Origin of the sequence: Pseudomonas sp. W17 (assembly GCF_040268305.1) — a bacterium.
Lineage (GTDB): Bacteria > Pseudomonadota > Gammaproteobacteria > Pseudomonadales > Pseudomonadaceae > Aquipseudomonas > Aquipseudomonas protegens.
In genome coordinates this window covers 632338-647987 of the sequence record NZ_CP158490.1, presented here as the reverse complement: position 1 = coordinate 647987, position 15650 = coordinate 632338, and the positions used below count along the sequence as shown (strand labels likewise).

At 63.8% G+C, this 15650-nt stretch carries 13 protein-coding genes; 4 read left to right on the top strand and 9 right to left on the bottom strand.

The features are described 5' to 3' along the window. Nucleotides 1–2 precede the first annotated feature (2 nt). On the bottom strand, nucleotides 3–854 hold the full coding sequence (motA, locus tag ABCR88_RS02860; RefSeq protein WP_011058928.1) for a flagellar motor stator protein MotA: 852 nt from the start codon (nucleotides 852–854) through the stop codon (nucleotides 3–5). Between the two features lie 166 nt (nucleotides 855–1020). On the opposite strand from motA, the gene ABCR88_RS02855 reads away from it, so the two are divergent. From ABCR88_RS02855 to asd, 3 genes are read left to right on the top strand one after another with little or no spacing between them, the layout of a single operon-like run. After that, entirely contained in the window at nucleotides 1021–2559 is a 1539-nt protein-coding gene (locus ABCR88_RS02855; protein WP_041115449.1) for an HDOD domain-containing protein, read from the top strand. A 43-nt stretch (nucleotides 2560–2602) separates the two neighbouring features. Next, complete coding sequence (gene rhdA / locus ABCR88_RS02850) at nucleotides 2603–3418, top strand: thiosulfate sulfurtransferase (protein ID WP_041115447.1); 816 nt, start codon at nucleotides 2603–2605, stop codon at nucleotides 3416–3418. Between the two features lie 18 nt (nucleotides 3419–3436). Beyond that, on the top strand, nucleotides 3437–4297 hold the full coding sequence (gene asd, locus ABCR88_RS02845) for an archaetidylserine decarboxylase (RefSeq protein ID WP_041115445.1): 861 nt from the start codon (nucleotides 3437–3439) through the stop codon (nucleotides 4295–4297). A gap of 71 nt (nucleotides 4298–4368) precedes the next feature. Here the strand turns inward: asd and serB are convergent, their stop codons facing one another. After that, nucleotides 4369–5583, bottom strand: a complete 1215-nt coding sequence (gene serB / locus ABCR88_RS02840; protein WP_011058924.1) for a phosphoserine phosphatase SerB — start codon at nucleotides 5581–5583, stop codon at nucleotides 4369–4371. A 133-nt stretch (nucleotides 5584–5716) separates the two neighbouring features. Between serB and ABCR88_RS02835 the strand changes: the two genes are divergently transcribed. Further along, a complete protein-coding gene (locus ABCR88_RS02835) occupies nucleotides 5717–7243 on the top strand; it encodes an AhpA/YtjB family protein (RefSeq protein WP_015633930.1) in 1527 nt (508 codons plus the stop codon). 228 nt (nucleotides 7244–7471) lie between these two features. On the opposite strand, the gene ABCR88_RS02830 is transcribed toward ABCR88_RS02835, so the two are convergent. The 7 genes from ABCR88_RS02830 to cpdA form a co-directional block, all read right to left on the bottom strand. Next, the gene (locus ABCR88_RS02830; protein WP_041115443.1) at nucleotides 7472–8182 is read right to left on the bottom strand and encodes an ABC-type transport auxiliary lipoprotein family protein; all 711 of its coding nucleotides are present in this window, start codon (nucleotides 8180–8182) and stop codon (nucleotides 7472–7474) included. Nucleotides 8183–8361: 179 nt separating this feature from the next. After that, nucleotides 8362–10620, bottom strand: coding sequence for a DNA topoisomerase IV subunit A (parC, locus tag ABCR88_RS02825; RefSeq protein ID WP_011058921.1), 2259 nt, complete (start codon nucleotides 10618–10620; stop codon nucleotides 8362–8364). A 7-nt stretch (nucleotides 10621–10627) separates the two neighbouring features. Next, on the bottom strand, nucleotides 10628–11149 hold the full coding sequence (locus ABCR88_RS02820) for a TIGR02281 family clan AA aspartic protease (RefSeq protein ID WP_041115441.1): 522 nt from the start codon (nucleotides 11147–11149) through the stop codon (nucleotides 10628–10630). Continuing rightward, complete coding sequence (locus tag ABCR88_RS02815) at nucleotides 11146–12129, bottom strand: esterase-like activity of phytase family protein (RefSeq protein ID WP_041115439.1); 984 nt, start codon at nucleotides 12127–12129, stop codon at nucleotides 11146–11148. The genes ABCR88_RS02820 and ABCR88_RS02815 overlap by 4 nt, the downstream gene beginning before the upstream one ends. Further along, nucleotides 12129–14033, bottom strand: coding sequence for a DNA topoisomerase IV subunit B (gene parE, locus ABCR88_RS02810; RefSeq protein WP_041115437.1), 1905 nt, complete (start codon nucleotides 14031–14033; stop codon nucleotides 12129–12131). Before parE ends, ABCR88_RS02815 begins: the two co-directional genes overlap by 1 nt. Before the next feature lie 42 nt (nucleotides 14034–14075). Then, nucleotides 14076–14684, bottom strand: a complete 609-nt coding sequence (locus ABCR88_RS02805) for a YqiA/YcfP family alpha/beta fold hydrolase (protein ID WP_015633927.1) — start codon at nucleotides 14682–14684, stop codon at nucleotides 14076–14078. A gap of 67 nt (nucleotides 14685–14751) precedes the next feature. After that, nucleotides 14752–15567 carry a 3',5'-cyclic-AMP phosphodiesterase gene (cpdA, locus tag ABCR88_RS02800; protein WP_041115433.1) on the bottom strand — a complete coding sequence of 272 codons (816 nt, stop codon included), beginning with the start codon at nucleotides 15565–15567 and terminating at the stop codon, nucleotides 14752–14754. Nucleotides 15568–15650 lie beyond the last annotated feature (83 nt).

Genomic DNA, 15650 nt, shown 5'->3' with positions numbered 1-15650 from the left:
ACTTAGCGACCGCGAACCGCTTGTTCGAGCTCGGCGAAGCTAGGACGGTGCGCCGGGTACAGAACCTTGCGCCCGAACTCCACGGCCAGGGACGGCGGCATGCCGGAAGCCGAGGCCACCAGCGACGCCTTGATGGCTTCGTAGACGTTCAGTTCTTCCTTGGCGTCGTGGGCCAGGGAGTGGGCCAGCGGGCCGAAGAAACCATAGGCCGCGAGAATACCGAAGAAGGTACCCACCAGCGCCGCGCCTACGTGCAGACCGATGGACTTCTGGTCGCCATCGCCCAGGGAGGCCATGGTCACCACGATCCCCAATACCGCCGCGACGATACCGAAACCGGGCATGCCGTCGGCAATCCCGTTGACCGCATGGGATGGATGCTCGAGGTCTTCCTTGAGGCTGAACAGCTCCATGTCGAACAGGCCTTCCAACTCGTGGGGAGCCATGTTGCCGGAGGACATGATGCGCAGATAGTCACAGACGAAGGCGGTCATGCGTTCATCTTTGAGCACCGCCGGGTACTTGGCGAAAATCGGGCTGGCCGCGGCGTCCTCGATATCGCCTTCGATGGCCATCATGCCTTCGCGACGACTCTTGTTGAGGATCTCGTAGATCAGGCCCAGCACTTCCAGGTAGAAAGTGTGGGTGAAGCGCGAGCTGAACATGCCCAGGGATTTCTTGACGACGTGCATCGTCATATAGCCCGGGTTGGCCTGGAGGAATGCGCCAAAGGCTGCGCCGCCGATGATCAGCACTTCGAAAGGCTGGATCAGCGCCGCGATTTTGCCGTGGGAAAGCACGTATCCGCCGAGCACGCTCGCGAATACGACGATGATGCCGATAATTTTAGCCATAGGTAGGGGAGTACTTATTGAGTCGGGTTCAAGGTCATATTCGGAAGTTCTTAAAACTCTTCTTCTACTTATCGGCAAAACTGCGCCAGACTATAGCCAGTTAAGGCGAAAAGCCAGTTTGGCCCGCTCTGGGCGTGTTCACAGCAGACGATGATTGCGCCCGACCATGTCTAATGAAACCAGCGTCCCACATTCTCCGCCCGCCTCTCTCGACGCCTGGGTAAAGCTCCTCAATGGCGTGCGCCTGCCGGTGCCCCAGGCCAGCCATGACCGGGTCTGCCGCGCCATCGCCAACAACCGCAGCTCGCTGCGGGAGATTGTCGATCTGATGCAAAACAGCCCGGCACTGGCCTTGAGCGTGATCCGCGAAGCCAACCGGCATTCCCACGGCAGCATGAGCGAACCGGCGGAAAACCTGGAGATCGCGGTCAACCGCCTGGGCCTCAAGCGTACCGAGGAGTTGCTCGAGCAACTGCCGACACTGCCTGAAGAGCAGATCCCCCAGGCATTGCGCCAGTTCCAGCTGATCAGCCAGCACGCCAGCCAGCAAGCCAATGGCTTCTTTGCCGGACGCCTGGCGCGACTCTGGCAGGACATCCACTGGGGCAGCCTGCTGTTTCTCTCGCCGCTGTGGGCCATGGCCCTGGTCTATCCCAAGCTGCTGGAAGAGTGGGAACTGCGGGTCATCTACAAGCACGAATCCGCACACGACGTTGAACTGCAACTGTTCGGAGTGCGGCTGATGGAAATGTGCCAGGCCCTGGTCCTGGCCTGGCACCTGCCGATCTGGGTCCAGCAGGGCTATCGCCTGCTGACCCAGGAGCAGCACCTGCTGGCCAAGGTCATGCTGATTGCCCGCGACAGCGACAACCCGCTGCGCCAGCAACAACGCCTGGACGCTGAACCGGACCTGCGGCGCTGGCTGAACCAGCCGGCCAACACTGTGTTGCTGGCCAACGGCCTGGCGCTGGCGGCGCAACAGTCCTGGAACAGCCCCCATGGCCGGCGCTGGCAGAACCTTACCGCTCTTTATCTGCAGATCCCGCTGGACCAGGTCCAGCAACAGTTGCACCAACAGGCCGTACAAAGCGCCCGCAACGACACCCAGCCCGACCTCTGGCACCCGGCCCAGGCCCTGCTCTGGCCCTGGGATGCCCGACGCCTGCATCACGGCGAGCAACCAGCCCCGGCGCCCACCGCACTGGAACTGGCCAAGTGGCGCAAGCTCTGCGGCGAACTGTTGCTGGACCCCAGCCCCTTTACCAACGCCGTGCACCTTACCGGCTTTGCCCGGGATGCCCTGGCGGCGTGCGGCATGCATCGGGTCATGCTGCTGATGGTCGATCGCAGCCTGAGCCACCTGCGAGTGCAGCAGCTTTACGGCCTGCCCGGGGAAGCGGCCAGCCTGACCTTGCAGGCCAAGCAGAGCCCGCTGTTGCAACGCCTGCTGGAAAAATCCGCGCAGATCCGCCTGACCCCGGCCAACCGGGCCCAGTTCGCCCCTCACCTGCCAAGCTCGCTGCGCCAGCTGTTTCGCGGCGAACACCTGCTGATCCGCTCACTGTCGTGCAATGGCCGGGTACTGATGCTGGCGATCGCCGACCAGGGCGGCGTGCCGTTCTCGGAAATCAGCGTCCAGGCCTTCGGCAAGACCGCCCAGTGCATCGAAAAAGCCTTGCACAGCTTTACCAACCGCAGCCAATGACGCTTGCGCTACAATCCTTCCCTTTGCGCCCTGGGGACCTGACATGTCTGACTTCTCTGGCTTGCCGCTGGTCATTGAACCGAGCGACCTGCTCGCCCGCCTGAACGCCCGCGAACTGATCCTGGTCGACCTGACCAGCGCTGCCCGCTATGCCACCGGGCATATTCCCGGGGCACGCTTCATCGACCCCAAGCGCACTCAGCTGGGCCAGGCGCCGGCTCCCGGGCTGCTGCCTCCGCAAGCGACGCTTGAAACGCTGTTCGGCGAACTCGGGCACAACCCGGACGCGGTCTATGTGGTCTACGACGATGAAGGCGGTGGCTGGGCCGGGCGCTTCATCTGGCTGCTGGACGTGATCGGCCACCACCGCTACCACTACCTCGACGGCGGCTTGCCGGCCTGGTTGGCAGAAAGCCTGCCCGTGTCTACCGAAGTCCCGGCCGCGGTCGGCGGCCCCGTGGCGCTGGCCCTGCATGACGAGCCCACCGCCACCCGCGAATACCTGCAAAGCCGTCTCGGCGCGGCGGACCTGGTGATCTGGGACGCCCGCGGACCGCTGGAGTACTCCGGCGAAAAAGTCCTGGCAGCCAAGGGCGGGCATATCCCCGGCGCGGTGAATTTCGAATGGACCGCCGGCATGGATCAGGCACGCCACCTGCGCATCCGCCGCGACATGCCACAGATCCTTGCGGACCTGGGCATCAGCAAAGACAAAGAAGTGATCACCCACTGCCAGACCCACCATCGCTCCGGCTTCACCTATCTGGTGGCCAAGGCGCTGGGCTACCCACGGGTCAAGGGCTACGCCGGTTCCTGGGGCGAATGGGGCAATCATCCCGATACGCCCGTAGAGATTTAAGGTTTTTAAGGACACCCAATGAAAAAGCGTTTGTTCATCATCAGCCAGTACCTGCTGCCTCATCACCTGCTGTCGCGCCTGGCCGGCTGCATTGCCGAGTGCCGCGTGCGCTGGTTTAAGAATGCCTTCACCCGCTGGTTCGCCAAGCAGTATCAAGTGGATATGTCCGAGGCCCAGGTCGAGGACGTGACCGCCTACGAGCACTTCAACGCCTTCTTCACCCGCGCCCTCAAAGACGGAGCGCGGCCGCTGGACCCGACCCCGGGGGCGGTGCTCAGCCCTGCCGACGGCGCGGTCAGCCAACTGGGCCCGATCGAACACGGCCGGGTGTTCCAGGCCAAGGGCCACAGCTACAGCGTGCTGGAACTGCTGGGCGGTGACCCGGCCCTGGCACAGCCGTTCATGGGCGGCGACTTTGCCACCATCTACCTCTCCCCCAAGGACTACCACCGGGTGCACATGCCCCTGGCCGGCACCCTGCGGGAAATGGTCTATGTGCCGGGCCGGATCTTCTCGGTCAACCAGACTACCGCTGAAAACGTACCCGAGCTGTTCGCACGCAACGAGCGCGTGGTGTGCATCTTCGATACCGAGCGCGGTCCGATGGCGCTGGTGCTGGTGGGCGCGATGATCGTCGCTTCGATCGAAACCGTCTGGGCCGGCCTGGTAACGCCGCCCAAGCGCGAACTCAAGACCGTACGCTACGACGAAGCCGCCCGCGCTCCGATCCACCTGGAGAAAGGCGCCGAAATGGGCCGCTTCAAGCTGGGCTCCACGGCCATCGTGCTGTTTGGCCCGGACCAGGTGCAGTGGGCCGAAGAGCTGGCTGCCGGCTCGCCCGTACGGATGGGCCAGGGCCTGGGCCTGCCCAAGGCTTGAGGCCTGAATGCCGGACATAAAAAACGCCGCTGATCAGCGGCGTTTTTTATGGGCGGGGATTTTCCGGCGGCTCAGAGCTGCCCGTCGCGGTCACGGAACCCCAGCAGGTACAGCACGCCATCCAGGCCCAGGGTCGAGATCGCCTGCTTGGCCGACTGCTTGACCAGCGGCTTGGCGCGGAATGCCACGCCCAGGCCGGCAATGCCGAGCATCGGCAGATCGTTGGCGCCATCGCCGACAGCGATGGTCTGCTCCAGGCGCAGGCCTTCCTTGTGCGCCAGCTCACGCAGCAGATCGGCCTTGCGCTGGGCGTCGACAATCGGCTCCACCGCCACGCCAGTGACCTTGCCGTCCACCACTTCCAGCTCGTTGGCGAACACGTAGTCGATACCCAGCTTGGCTTGCAGTTGCTTGGCAAAGTAGGTGAAGCCGCCGGAGAGGATCGCGGTCTTGTAGCCCAGGCGCTTGAGTTCGGCGAACAGGGTTTCGGCGCCCTCGGTCAGGCGCAGGGAGGCGCCGATGGCGTCCAGCACATTGACGTCCAGGCCCTTGAGCAACGCCAGGCGCTCCTTGAAACTGGCGCGGAAGTCCAGCTCGCCGGCCATCGCCCGCTCGGTGATTTCCGCGACCCGATCGCCGACACCGGCCGCCTTGGCCAGCTCGTCGATGACTTCGGCCTCGATCAGCGTCGAATCCATGTCGAACACCGCCAGGCGCCGGTTACGGCGGAACAGCGAGTCTTCCTGGAAGGCGATATCGACGTTCAGCTCCTGGGCCACGCTGAGGAACTCGGCCCGCAGGGCTTGCGGATCGGCGGCTTCGCCACGTACCGAGAACTCGATGCAGCCCTTGCCCTGGTCGGCAGGCATGTCCAGGGGCATGCGCCCGGACAGGCGATCGATATGGTCGATGTTCAGGCCGTACTTGGCGGTGATGGAACTCACGCGCTGCAACTGTTCAGCGGTCACCTTGCGCGTCAGCAGGGTCACGATATGACGCTTCTTGCCCTGCCCGGCGACCCACTGCTGGTAATCCTCCTCGGACACCGGCGTGAAGCGCACCTGCTGGTCGAGCTTGTAGGCGGTGAACAGGATGTCCTTGAGCACCGACGAGCTCTGCTCGTTGCTGGGAATTTCAACCAGGATGCCGAACGACAAGGTGTCGTGGATCACCGCCTGACCGATGTCGAGAATGTTCACACCACCCTGGGCCAGAACGCCGGTAATGGCCGCAGTCAGACCGGGACGATCTTCGCCGGTGATGTTTATCAGGACAATTTCGCGCAAGGCGCACCCCCGAGGTGGAAAAAAAGCGCATTCTACCCACTTTCGGTGACCATCGGGCACAGCCAGCGCTTTGCCGGTCTAGGGCCTGTCGCTATACTGCGCGTCAACTTCACGGACAAAAGAGCCGAGCTCAGTGAACCGGCCCACGCCAGTTAAAACCGATAACTTCTTCCTGCTGATCTTCCGTGCACTGCGCCACCGCCGTGTGCCGATTGCATTGCGCATTGCCAGCCATAACGTGATCCTGGTCGCCCTGGCCCTGGTGATCTATGCCGGCGTGATGGGCCTGCAGTTCAAGCAAGCCATGCACGAACAAGCCGACGCCCTGGGTCAGAGCCTGACCACCCAGACCGCCACCTCGGCCACCGAGCTGCTGGTGTCCAACGACATCCTCAGCCTCAACGTCCTGCTCAACAATCTGACCAAGAACCCGCTGGTGGCCCACGCGGCCATCTACAGCGTGGACAACCGCATCCTCGCCGAGGCCGGCCAGCGCCCCAAGAGCAGCCTGCTGGGTGAAACCGAAGGCGTGTACCAGACCAAGATCACCTTCCAGGACGTGACCGCGGGCAACCTGCGAATCAGCCTGGACATGGCGCAATTCCAGCAGCCGATGACCATCAGCCTGCAAAGCATGGGCATCCTCAGCGCCATCCTGCTGGCCCTGGCCCTGGCCTTGAGCCTGCGCCTGGGGCGGCACATCTCGACTCCGCTGCTGCAACTGCGAGTCTGGCTGCGTGACCTGGATGAACACACTCCCGCCACCCAGCGCCAGGACGAAATCGGCGATCTGGCGCGTCAGCTGCATGCCCGCCTGGTACCGGAAAAACCCGAACCGGCACCGCAGCCCGAGGCTGAAGTACAAGACGACGAGGACGATGAGCCGGCATTCGAAGTGCGCAACCTGCGGGACCCGAGCTTCGACGAAAGCGCTCCGGTAGCAGGCCTGAAGCCTGCACCCCGGCATCTGGTTCACGCCGAAGAAGATGAACTGGACGAGGAAGACCCCTTCGCCGACCTGCGGGACAGCTCATCGACGCCTGCTGCCAAGCCACAACCGCAACCACAGGTTCCGGCCCAGCCCCAGCACAGTGCGGTACTGGCGGTGCAACTCGGTGCCCAGGAGCAACTGCGACGCCTGCCCCGCGCCCGCCTGATGGAACTCCTGGAACGCTACCGCGATTGCCTCGACCAGGCCGCCTCGCTGTACCAGAGCGAACTGCATACCCTGAACGATGGCAGCACGCTGATGCTGTTCCACAGCGAAGACAGCGGTGACGACTACCTAACCAACGCCATCTGCTGCGGCGAGTTGCTGCGCGCCCTGGGCCATGCCCTGCAGATCGAAGTGGCGGACAGCGGCATCACCCTGCAACTGCAACTGGGCCTGACCCTGGGCGACGAACTGTTCGGCCTGAGCCAGATCGACCTGCTGCTCACCGAAACCGCTCAGGATGCCCTGGCCCTGTCCCAGCACAGCCGCAACCTGCTGCTGGTGGAGCGCAAGGTCAATGACGACCCGCTGCTGCGCCAGCGGGCACGTATTCGCCCGATCGCCAGCCCGGAAGGTGCCTGCTGCGTGGAACGCCTGATGGAGCCCTACCCGTCGATGCTGGAGCGGCAACTGGCACGCATGCATGAAACACGGGCCAAGCTGTAAGGCTGACCCGCAAAAAGAAGCCCGCCCAGTGCGGGCTTTTTTCATGAGCTTTATGTAGCCGCTGGCGCAGCCTGCGACAAGCCACGCAGGGGCTTCAACGCTGGTGATATCGCTGCGTGCCTGCGGCCCGCTCTCAGCCTTCGGCAGCGGCTACAGAAGATTGCGTTGGCCAGAGCCAGAAACGACAAGGCCCGCTGTTGGGCGGGCCTTGTCTCGCGGCGTGTCAACTCAGAACCTGAACACTTCCATATCCGTGCGGATCGGCGTGGCCATCGGGATCTTCGGTTGTTTTTCCTGCCCGGCAGGCTTGGGCGCAGGAGCCGGGGCCGCCTTGCGTGGCACCTCCGCCACCGCCGGCTGATTGGCCAGAGGCTTGAGGGCACCCGACAACTGTTCCGCCAGACGCTGCAACAGCACGCCCTGGGCCTGGACCTGGGACGCCGTGGTTCCCGCGTGCTGCTCCTGCAGATGAACGATGCGGTTGTCCCGCACCTGGCCACGACGGTCGATCAGGCGCCATTGCGCATCCAGCACCGCCGGCTGCGACTTGCCTGAATCCAGGCGAGTGATCGACAGCAGCACCTGGACATCCGGAGTGAAGCCGCTGGTGGCCGGAGCCAATACAACCCGCTGGCTGTCGAGATGACCGGCCACCTGGCGCAACAGCAACTGGTCGATGTCCGAAGACAGGCTGCCGGCCCAGCGACCATCAGTGGAGGCCTGCAGGCTGCCATCATCCTGACGCTGCAGGAGGGTTTCACGTTGCAGGTAGTCGGCGATCAGCACCGGCCCAAGCAATACCGACATGCCGGCACTGGCCGGCTGAGCTGGACTTCCGCTGTCCAGCTGATACAGCGACACCGGCTGGTGTACGCTGCAACCCGCCAGGCCAAGAACGCCGGCGAGCAAGAAAACAAGAGGAAGGCGCAGAGCAGTCATCATCCCATCCAGGTGGCGGCCACAAGGCTAGCCACAGTGTAAATACTCAAAAAAACCTGAATAACGCCCGGCCACGCCAGCGTTTGAAAGCGCATATCATCCGTGAATATGCGCCCTGACTCCAGTGTTGTAGCGTCGATCCTGCGCTTAAATCGCAGATCGAACGCTCTAGCCCGCCCTTAACTGAGAGGCTCTACCAACAACGCATCCACCCGCTGGAAGCCGCGAGGCAGTTTGTTGCCACGGCGCCCGCGCTCACCTTTGTAGTGCTCCAGATCGTCAGCCTTCAGCGACAAGGTGCGCTTGCCAGCCTGCAGCACCAGGGTCGCGCCGTCCGGCAGCACCGCGATATCGGTGACGTACTCTTCGCGGCTGGCCACGCGCTCACCGGGAATGCCGATGATCTTGTTGCCCTTGCCCTTGCCCAGCTGCGGCAGGTCGCTGATCTTGAACACCAGCAAGCGCCCTTCGGTGGTCACCGAAGCCAGCCAGTTCTGTTCGCGATCGGCCACTGGCCGCGGCGCCAGCACCTTGGCATTGTTCGGCAGGCTCAACAGCGCCTTGCCCGCCTTGTTCTTGGCCTGCAGGTCCTCGCCCTTGACCACGAAGCCGTAGCCGGCGTCAGAAGCGATCACATACAAGGCATCGTCATCCGGCAGCAGCACGCATTCGAACGTCGCACCCGGCGGCGGCGTCAGACGGCCGGTCAGCGGCTCGCCCTGACCCCGGGCCGATGGCAGCGTATGGGCCGCCACCGAGTAACTGCGCCCGGTGGAGTCGATGAACACCGCGAACTGGTTGGAACGCCCGGGCGCAGCGGTCTTGTAGCCATCGCCGGCCTTGTAGGACAGACCAGTGGCGTCAATATCATGCCCCTTGGCGCAACGCACCCAGCCTTTTTCCGACAGAACGATAGTCACCGGCTCGGTAGGCATCAGCTCGTTTTCCGACAGCGCCTTGGCCTCGGCCCGGGCGACGATCGGCGAACGACGGTCATCGCCGTAGGTTTCTGCGTCTTGCAGCAACTCGGTGCGCACCAGCTTCTTCAGTTTGGCTTCGCTGTTGAGCAAGGCTTGCAGCTTGGCCTGCTCCTTGAGCAACTCATCCTGTTCGGCCCGCAGCTTCATCTCTTCCAGACGCGCCAATTGGCGCAGGCGCGTGTCGAGGATGTAGTCAGCCTGGATTTCGCTCAGGGCGAAACGCTCGATCAGCTTGGCCCGTGGATGCTCCTCGGTACGGATGATGTGGATCACTTCATCCAGGTTGAGGTAGGCAATCAGCAAACCGTCCAACAGATGCAGGCGACGCTCGACCTTGTCCAGGCGGAACTGCAGCCGGCGACGCACGGTGGTGACCCGGAACTCCAGCCACTCCACCAGCAGGGCCCGCAGGTTCTTCAACTGCGGCTTGCCGTCCAGGCCAATGATGTTGATGTTGACCCGGTAGGTGGATTCCAGCTCGGTGGTGGCGAACAGGTGCTGCATCAACTCATCGGCGTCGACCCGGTTGGAGCGCGGGATGATCACGATGCGGCACGGGTTCTCATGGTCCGACTCGTCACGCAGGTCGGCCACCATCGGCAGCTTCTTGGCCTGCATCTGGCCGGCGATCTGTTCCAGCACTTTGGCCCCGGAGACCTGGTGCGGCAGCGCGGTGACGATGATGTCGCCGTCCTCGACCCGGTACACGGCGCGCATGCGCACCGAGCCACGGCCGGTTTCGTAGATCTTCAGCAGGTCGGCACGCGGGGTGATGATCTCGGCTTCGGTGGGGTAGTCCGGCCCCTGGATATGCTCGCAGAGCTGCTCGACCGTGGCCTTGGGCTCATCCAGCAGGCGCACGCAGGCCGAAGCCACTTCCCGCAGGTTGTGCGGCGGCACGTCGGTGGCCATGCCCACGGCGATGCCGGTGGTGCCGTTGAGCAGGATGTTCGGCAGGCGTGCCGGCAGTACCAGCGGCTCCTGCAGCGTGCCGTCGAAGTTCGGCCCCCAGTCCGCAGTGCCCTGGCCCAGTTCGCTGAGCAGCACTTCGGAATAGCGCGACAGGCGCGCCTCGGTGTAACGCATGGCAGCGAAGGACTTGGGATCGTCCGGCGCACCCCAGTTGCCCTGGCCGTCCACCAGCGTGTAGCGGTAGCTGAACGGCTGGGCCATCAGCACCATGGCCTCATAACAGGCCGAATCGCCGTGCGGGTGGAACTTGCCGAGCACGTCACCCACGGTACGCGCGGATTTCTTGTGCTTGGAATCGGCATCCAGCCCCAGCTCACTCATGGCGTAGACGATACGCCGCTGTACCGGTTTCAGGCCGTCGCCGATATGCGGCAGAGCACGGTCCATGATCACGTACATGGAGTAGTTGAGGTAGGCATTTTCGGTGAAGTCAGCCAGTGACCGGCGTTCTACGCCATCCAGGCTGAGATCAAGGGAGTCGCTCATGCGGGCCTCATTGGTTCGTAGTCTGGCGCAGCAGCATGCTGCCGCCGCGCTGAGTAAATTCAAGTTTTTTCAAAGCGCTCATGCCCAGCAGAACCTGGTCGCCGTCGAGCCCCGGCGCCACCAGCGCGGCCACGTCCCGCAGCACGATATCCCCCAGCTGCAGGAGTTCGATACGGGTCCGATAACCTTCGCTGCGCCCATTGGCCGTGCTCAGGGTGACCGGCGCACCGCGCTCTAGGCCCAGACGTTCAGCGAGATCCGCAGGTACCGAGACATCGGTGGCCCCGGTGTCGAGCATGAATTGCACCAGCCGCCCGTTGATATGGCCGCTGGCGACGAAATGCCCCTGACGATTGCCCGCCAGTTGCACTTCGATGTAACCCTCATGTTGTTGCGAACTGACGACAGTGTTGGGGTTCTCCTGGTGCGCTTCCCAGTCGGCAAAGAACCGCGTGGCCAGGAACAGCGCCGCCGCCCAGGCCATGATCAGCATCACCCGCCCGGCACTCTTGCCCGGTTGCTGGCTCACGGCTTGGCACTCCAGCCGCCTTCGGGAGCTGCAAAACGCCAGACGATCGGTCGGGCCTCGCCGTCGGCGCGAGCACCGTTGTTGTTGTCCAGGCCAATCCAGGCGCCCTTGGCGTCCACCACCAGGGCTTCCGCCAACCCGTAGGGCTGTGGATAACGCCGATGCTCCACCAGTGCTTCGCCAGCATACGACCAGCACTGCTCGACCTTGGCGCTCAGCGCGTCCCGGCGACAGATCTGATAGGCGTTGCGCTCCAGGGTGAACAGCTTGCCGTCGAACAGCGACAGGTCGGCGAAGTCACGGGATACGGCCTTGGCGTTGGGCACCTGCTCAGGCTGCATTAGCGCCCCTGCTTCACTGAGCAGCACGCAACCGCCATCGCAGTCCCAGGTGGTCTGGCCACGCTTAATCAACAGCAGCCCGCGCCGCTCACGTTCCGCCGCCAGCCAGATCCGATCCCCGGCAGGGTTGACCGCCAGCCCTTCGAACAGGGCATTGAAGTGCAGCAGCATGCCGCTGGCACGGGCTTCGCGCACCATGATCGGGGAAATCTTCAACCAGGCCGGCGCGCCTTGCGCCGGAACCTGCAGCATCGCGGCATGGGCTTCGCTGACCACATATTTGTTGCCGGCGGCATCACAGGTGATGCCCTCGAAGTCCAGGTCGCCGCCACGCACGAAGGACGCCGCCCAGGTCCGCACCTTCAAGCCCCAGGGCAAGCCGGAATCCGGCACCGCAGGCACCTCGATCCCGACGGTCTCGGCCTGCCAGACAGGGTTACGGGTATCGAGCCTGTAGATCTGCTCGTCGTCGCGATCGGAGACGGTCCAGAGCTCCTGACCACACAGCGCCAGCCCGGACAGATTGCCGCCGCGCATGCCTTCCACAGGATGCTCGGACAGCAGTTTCAGTTCGGGCGCCGGCGCGGCCACCACCGAGGTTGCCAATAGCGCCAGGGCCAGGGCAAAACCTCTGTGCATCAGGCCAGCACCTCGGCCAGGTTGCCCTTGGACTCCAGCCAGGACTTGCGATCACCGGCGCGCTTCTTGGCCAGCAGCATGTCCATGATTTCCGCGGTGGCCTCGACATCGTCCAGGGTCAACTGCACCAGGCGCCGGGTGTTCGGGTCCATGGTGGTCTCGCGCAGTTGCGGCGGGTTCATTTCACCCAGCCCCTTGAATCGGGTGACCTGTGGCTTGCCGCGCTTCTTCTCGGCCACCAGGCGGTCGAGAATGCCGTCGCGCTCGGCTTCATCCAGGGCGTAGTAGATCTCCTTGCCCAGGTCGATGCGGTACAGCGGCGGCATGGCCACGTAGACGTGACCGGCATCCACCAGCGGACGGAAATGCTGGACGAACAAGGCACACAGCAAGGTAGCGATGTGCAAGCCGTCGGAGTCGGCGTCGGCGAGGATGCAGATCTTGCCGTAGCGCAGCTGGCTCATGTCCTCGGCGCCCGGATCGACCCCGATGGCCACGGCGATGTTGTGCACTTCCTGGCTGGCCAGGACCTCGCTGCCGTCCACTTCCCAGGTGTTGAGGATCTTGCCGCGCAACGGCAGGATCGCCTGGAACTCCTTGTCCCGCGCCTGCTTGGCCGAACCGCCGGCGGAGTCACCCTCCACCAGGAACAGCTCGGAGCGCATCGGGTCCTGGCCGGCACAGTCCGCCAGCTTGCCTGGCAGTGCCGGGCCCTGGGTAATGCGCTTGCGCTCGACCTTCTTGCTGGCCTTCAAGCGGCGCCCGGCGTTGCTGATGGCCAGCTCCGCCAGTTGCATGCCCAGCTCGGGGTTGGCGTTGAGCCACAGGCTGAAGGCGTCCTTGACCACACCGGAAACGAACGCCGCCGCCTCGCGGGATGACAGGCGCTCCTTGGTCTGGCCGGAGAATTGCGCATCCTGCATTTTCATCGACAGGACAAAGGCAATGCGCTCCCAGACGTCTTCCGGGGCCAGCTTCAGGCCGCGGGGCAACAGGTTGCGGAACTCGCAGAACTCGCGCATGGCATCCAGCAGGCCCTGGCGCAGACCGTTGACATGGGTGCCGCCCTGGGCCGTGGGGATCAGGTTGACGTAGCTTTCCTGGACGCTGTCGCCGCCTTCGGGCAGCCACAACAGGGCCCAGTCCACCGCTTCCTTGTTCCCTGCCAGGCTGCCGCAGAACGGCTCGGCCGGCAGGCGTTCGAATTCACTGACCGCATCCACCAGGTAGGAGCGCAGGCCATCTTCGTAGTGCCACTCGACCTTCTCGCCGCTGGACTTGTCCTCGAAGCTCACCAGCAGCCCCGGGCAGAGTACGGCCTTGGCCTTGAGCACGTGCTTGAGACGGCTGACGGAGAATTTCGGCGAGTCGAAGTATTTTGGGTCCGGAGCGAAGTACACGCTGGTGCCGGTGTTGCGCTTGCCCACGGTGCCGACCACTTCCAGCTCGGAGGCCTTGTAGCCGTCGGCGAAAGTCATCTGGTATTCGTTGCCGTCGCGCTTGACCCGCACCCGTACCTGGTTCGACAAGGCGTTGACCACGGAGATGCCGACCCCGTGCAGACCGCCGGAGAACTGGTAGTTCTTGTTGGAGAACTTGCCGCCGGCGTGGAGCTTGGTGAGGATCAGCTCGATCCCGGACACGCCTTCTTCCGGGTGGATGTCCACGGGCATGCCGCGGCCGTCGTCGGACACTTCCAGGGAATGGTCGGCGTGCAGGATGACCTGTATCGACTTCGCATGGCCGGCCAGGGCTTCGTCGACGCTGTTGTCGATGACTTCCTGGGCCAAATGGTTGGGCCGCGTGGTGTCGGTGTACATGCCCGGGCGTTTGCGCACCGGGTCGAGTCCCGAGAGGACTTCGATGGCGTCTGCGTTATAAGAGCTAGCGCTGGGAGTGGCCATGGGTTCTCGTCGTTAGTCGTTCAATGAATATGGGGCGAAGGCTCACAGTGCAGTGAAGTCGATCGCCTGGTACTGATCGGCAGTGATGCCGGCAAAATTCAACATCGCCGGCAATTGTCCGGCAAAACCTTGGAAACTATGATCGCCGCCGGCCTGTATGCGCAAGGCACAGGCGCGGTAGTAGCGCTCGGCGCTGCGATAGTCCAGCGTCTCGTCCCCGGTCTGCAACCACACCTGATAACGCTCAGGGTCCTGGGGTGGCGCCACTTCCAGCGCTGCCAGGGCCGCGACATGGTCGTGGGTCAGCTCCCAGGTCTCGTCGGTGTACAGGTTCTTCTGCGTGCCCAGATAACCGTCGAACATCCGGTGCGGGCTGACAGCAGGGTTGATCAGCAGGGCCTTCAGACCATAGCGCTCGGCAAGGTGAGTCGCATAGTAGCCGCCGAGCGAGCTGCCGACCAGCAATGGACGACCGAGTTCGGCAATCGCCTGTTCCAGCTGGCCAATGGCCTGGCGCGGATGGTGATGCAGGGCCGGCACCCGCAGTTGCCCGGCCAGGCCGAGCTGCTCCATGACCTGGCGCAACTGGGAGGCCTTGGTCGATGCCGGAGCACTGTTGAAGCCGTGGATATAGAGGATCGAACCGGACATGCGAGCTCCCTGTGCACCTGGGCAAAAGCCGCAGTTTACAGGGATGGGGCCAGGTTACGCAGCCGCTTCAGTAGCCTTCGCTACCGTAGTCGATGGTGAATTCATAGCCTTCGACCCGCTGCACGCCGGTTTCCAGCCGTCCATCGGGCAGCAGCCGCAACCAACGGTAGCCCGGCACCTGCTCCTCGACCTTGAAGTCGTCGCTCAAGGGCTCGAACTGGATGCAGGTGGAAGGTGAGGCCAATAGCCGCACGTCGCCCCGCAGGCGATCGATCTCCTGGTGAACATGCCCCCAGAGCACAGCGCGCACCTGGGGGAAAGCGTCGATCACGGCAAACAGCGCCTGGGCATTGCGCAGGCCGATGGGCTCCATCCAGGCGCAATCGATGGACACCGGATGGTGATGCAGGCAGACCAGGTGGTGCCGCTCTGGTGCTTCGCGCAGGGAGCGGGTCAGCAGTTGCAACTGCTCATCCTGCAGATAACCCGGTACCGAACCCGGCACCGCCGAGTCCAGCAGAGTGATGCGCCAGTTGCCGATGTCCACCACCGGGTCCAGCAAGTCACTGCCGCTGGCGGCCTGCTCCATGACCTGCGGTTCGTCGTGGTTGCCCGGCAGCCAGCGGCCTGGGGCGGCAATCTGCCGGGTCAGTTGGCGAAAGCGTTGATAGGACTCCAGCGTGCCGTCCTGGGACAGGTCGCCGGTGGCCAGCATCAGGTCGATCCGTGGCTGCTGCGCCAACACCAGGTCGATGACCCGTTGCAGGCTGTCGGCGGTGTTCATGCCCAAAAGCGTGCCGTCCGTCTCGGCAAACAGATGGCTATCGGACAGCTGCACCAGCAACACGGGGTCGGCAGCAGTCAGTGCGGATACGCTTGGCACGGCGTTCTCCCGGAGCAAGATCACAAAGCGTGAAGAAGGGGGCAATTATGCTGGGGGAAGTGAAAAAGAGGAAACCTGGGAAG

Bases quoted from the DNA above. Each gene is read 5' to 3' on its own strand.
- motA (WP_011058928.1), bottom strand. From the start codon at position 854: ATGGCTAAAATTATCGGCATCATCGTCGTATTCGCGAGCGTGCTCGGC.
- ABCR88_RS02855 (WP_041115449.1), top strand. From the start codon at position 1,021: ATGTCTAATGAAACCAGCGTCCCACATTCTCCGCCCGCCTCTCTCGAC.
- rhdA (WP_041115447.1), top strand. From the start codon at position 2,603: ATGTCTGACTTCTCTGGCTTGCCGCTGGTCATTGAACCGAGCGACCTG.
- asd (WP_041115445.1), top strand. From the start codon at position 3,437: ATGAAAAAGCGTTTGTTCATCATCAGCCAGTACCTGCTGCCTCATCAC.
- ABCR88_RS02830 (WP_041115443.1), bottom strand. From the start codon at position 8,182: ATGACTGCTCTGCGCCTTCCTCTTGTTTTCTTGCTCGCCGGCGTTCTT.
- parC (WP_011058921.1), bottom strand. From the start codon at position 10,620: ATGAGCGACTCCCTTGATCTCAGCCTGGATGGCGTAGAACGCCGGTCA.
- ABCR88_RS02815 (WP_041115439.1), bottom strand. From the start codon at position 12,129: ATGCACAGAGGTTTTGCCCTGGCCCTGGCGCTATTGGCAACCTCGGTG.
- parE (WP_041115437.1), bottom strand. From the start codon at position 14,033: ATGGCCACTCCCAGCGCTAGCTCTTATAACGCAGACGCCATCGAAGTC.
- ABCR88_RS02805 (WP_015633927.1), bottom strand. From the start codon at position 14,684: ATGTCCGGTTCGATCCTCTATATCCACGGCTTCAACAGTGCTCCGGCA.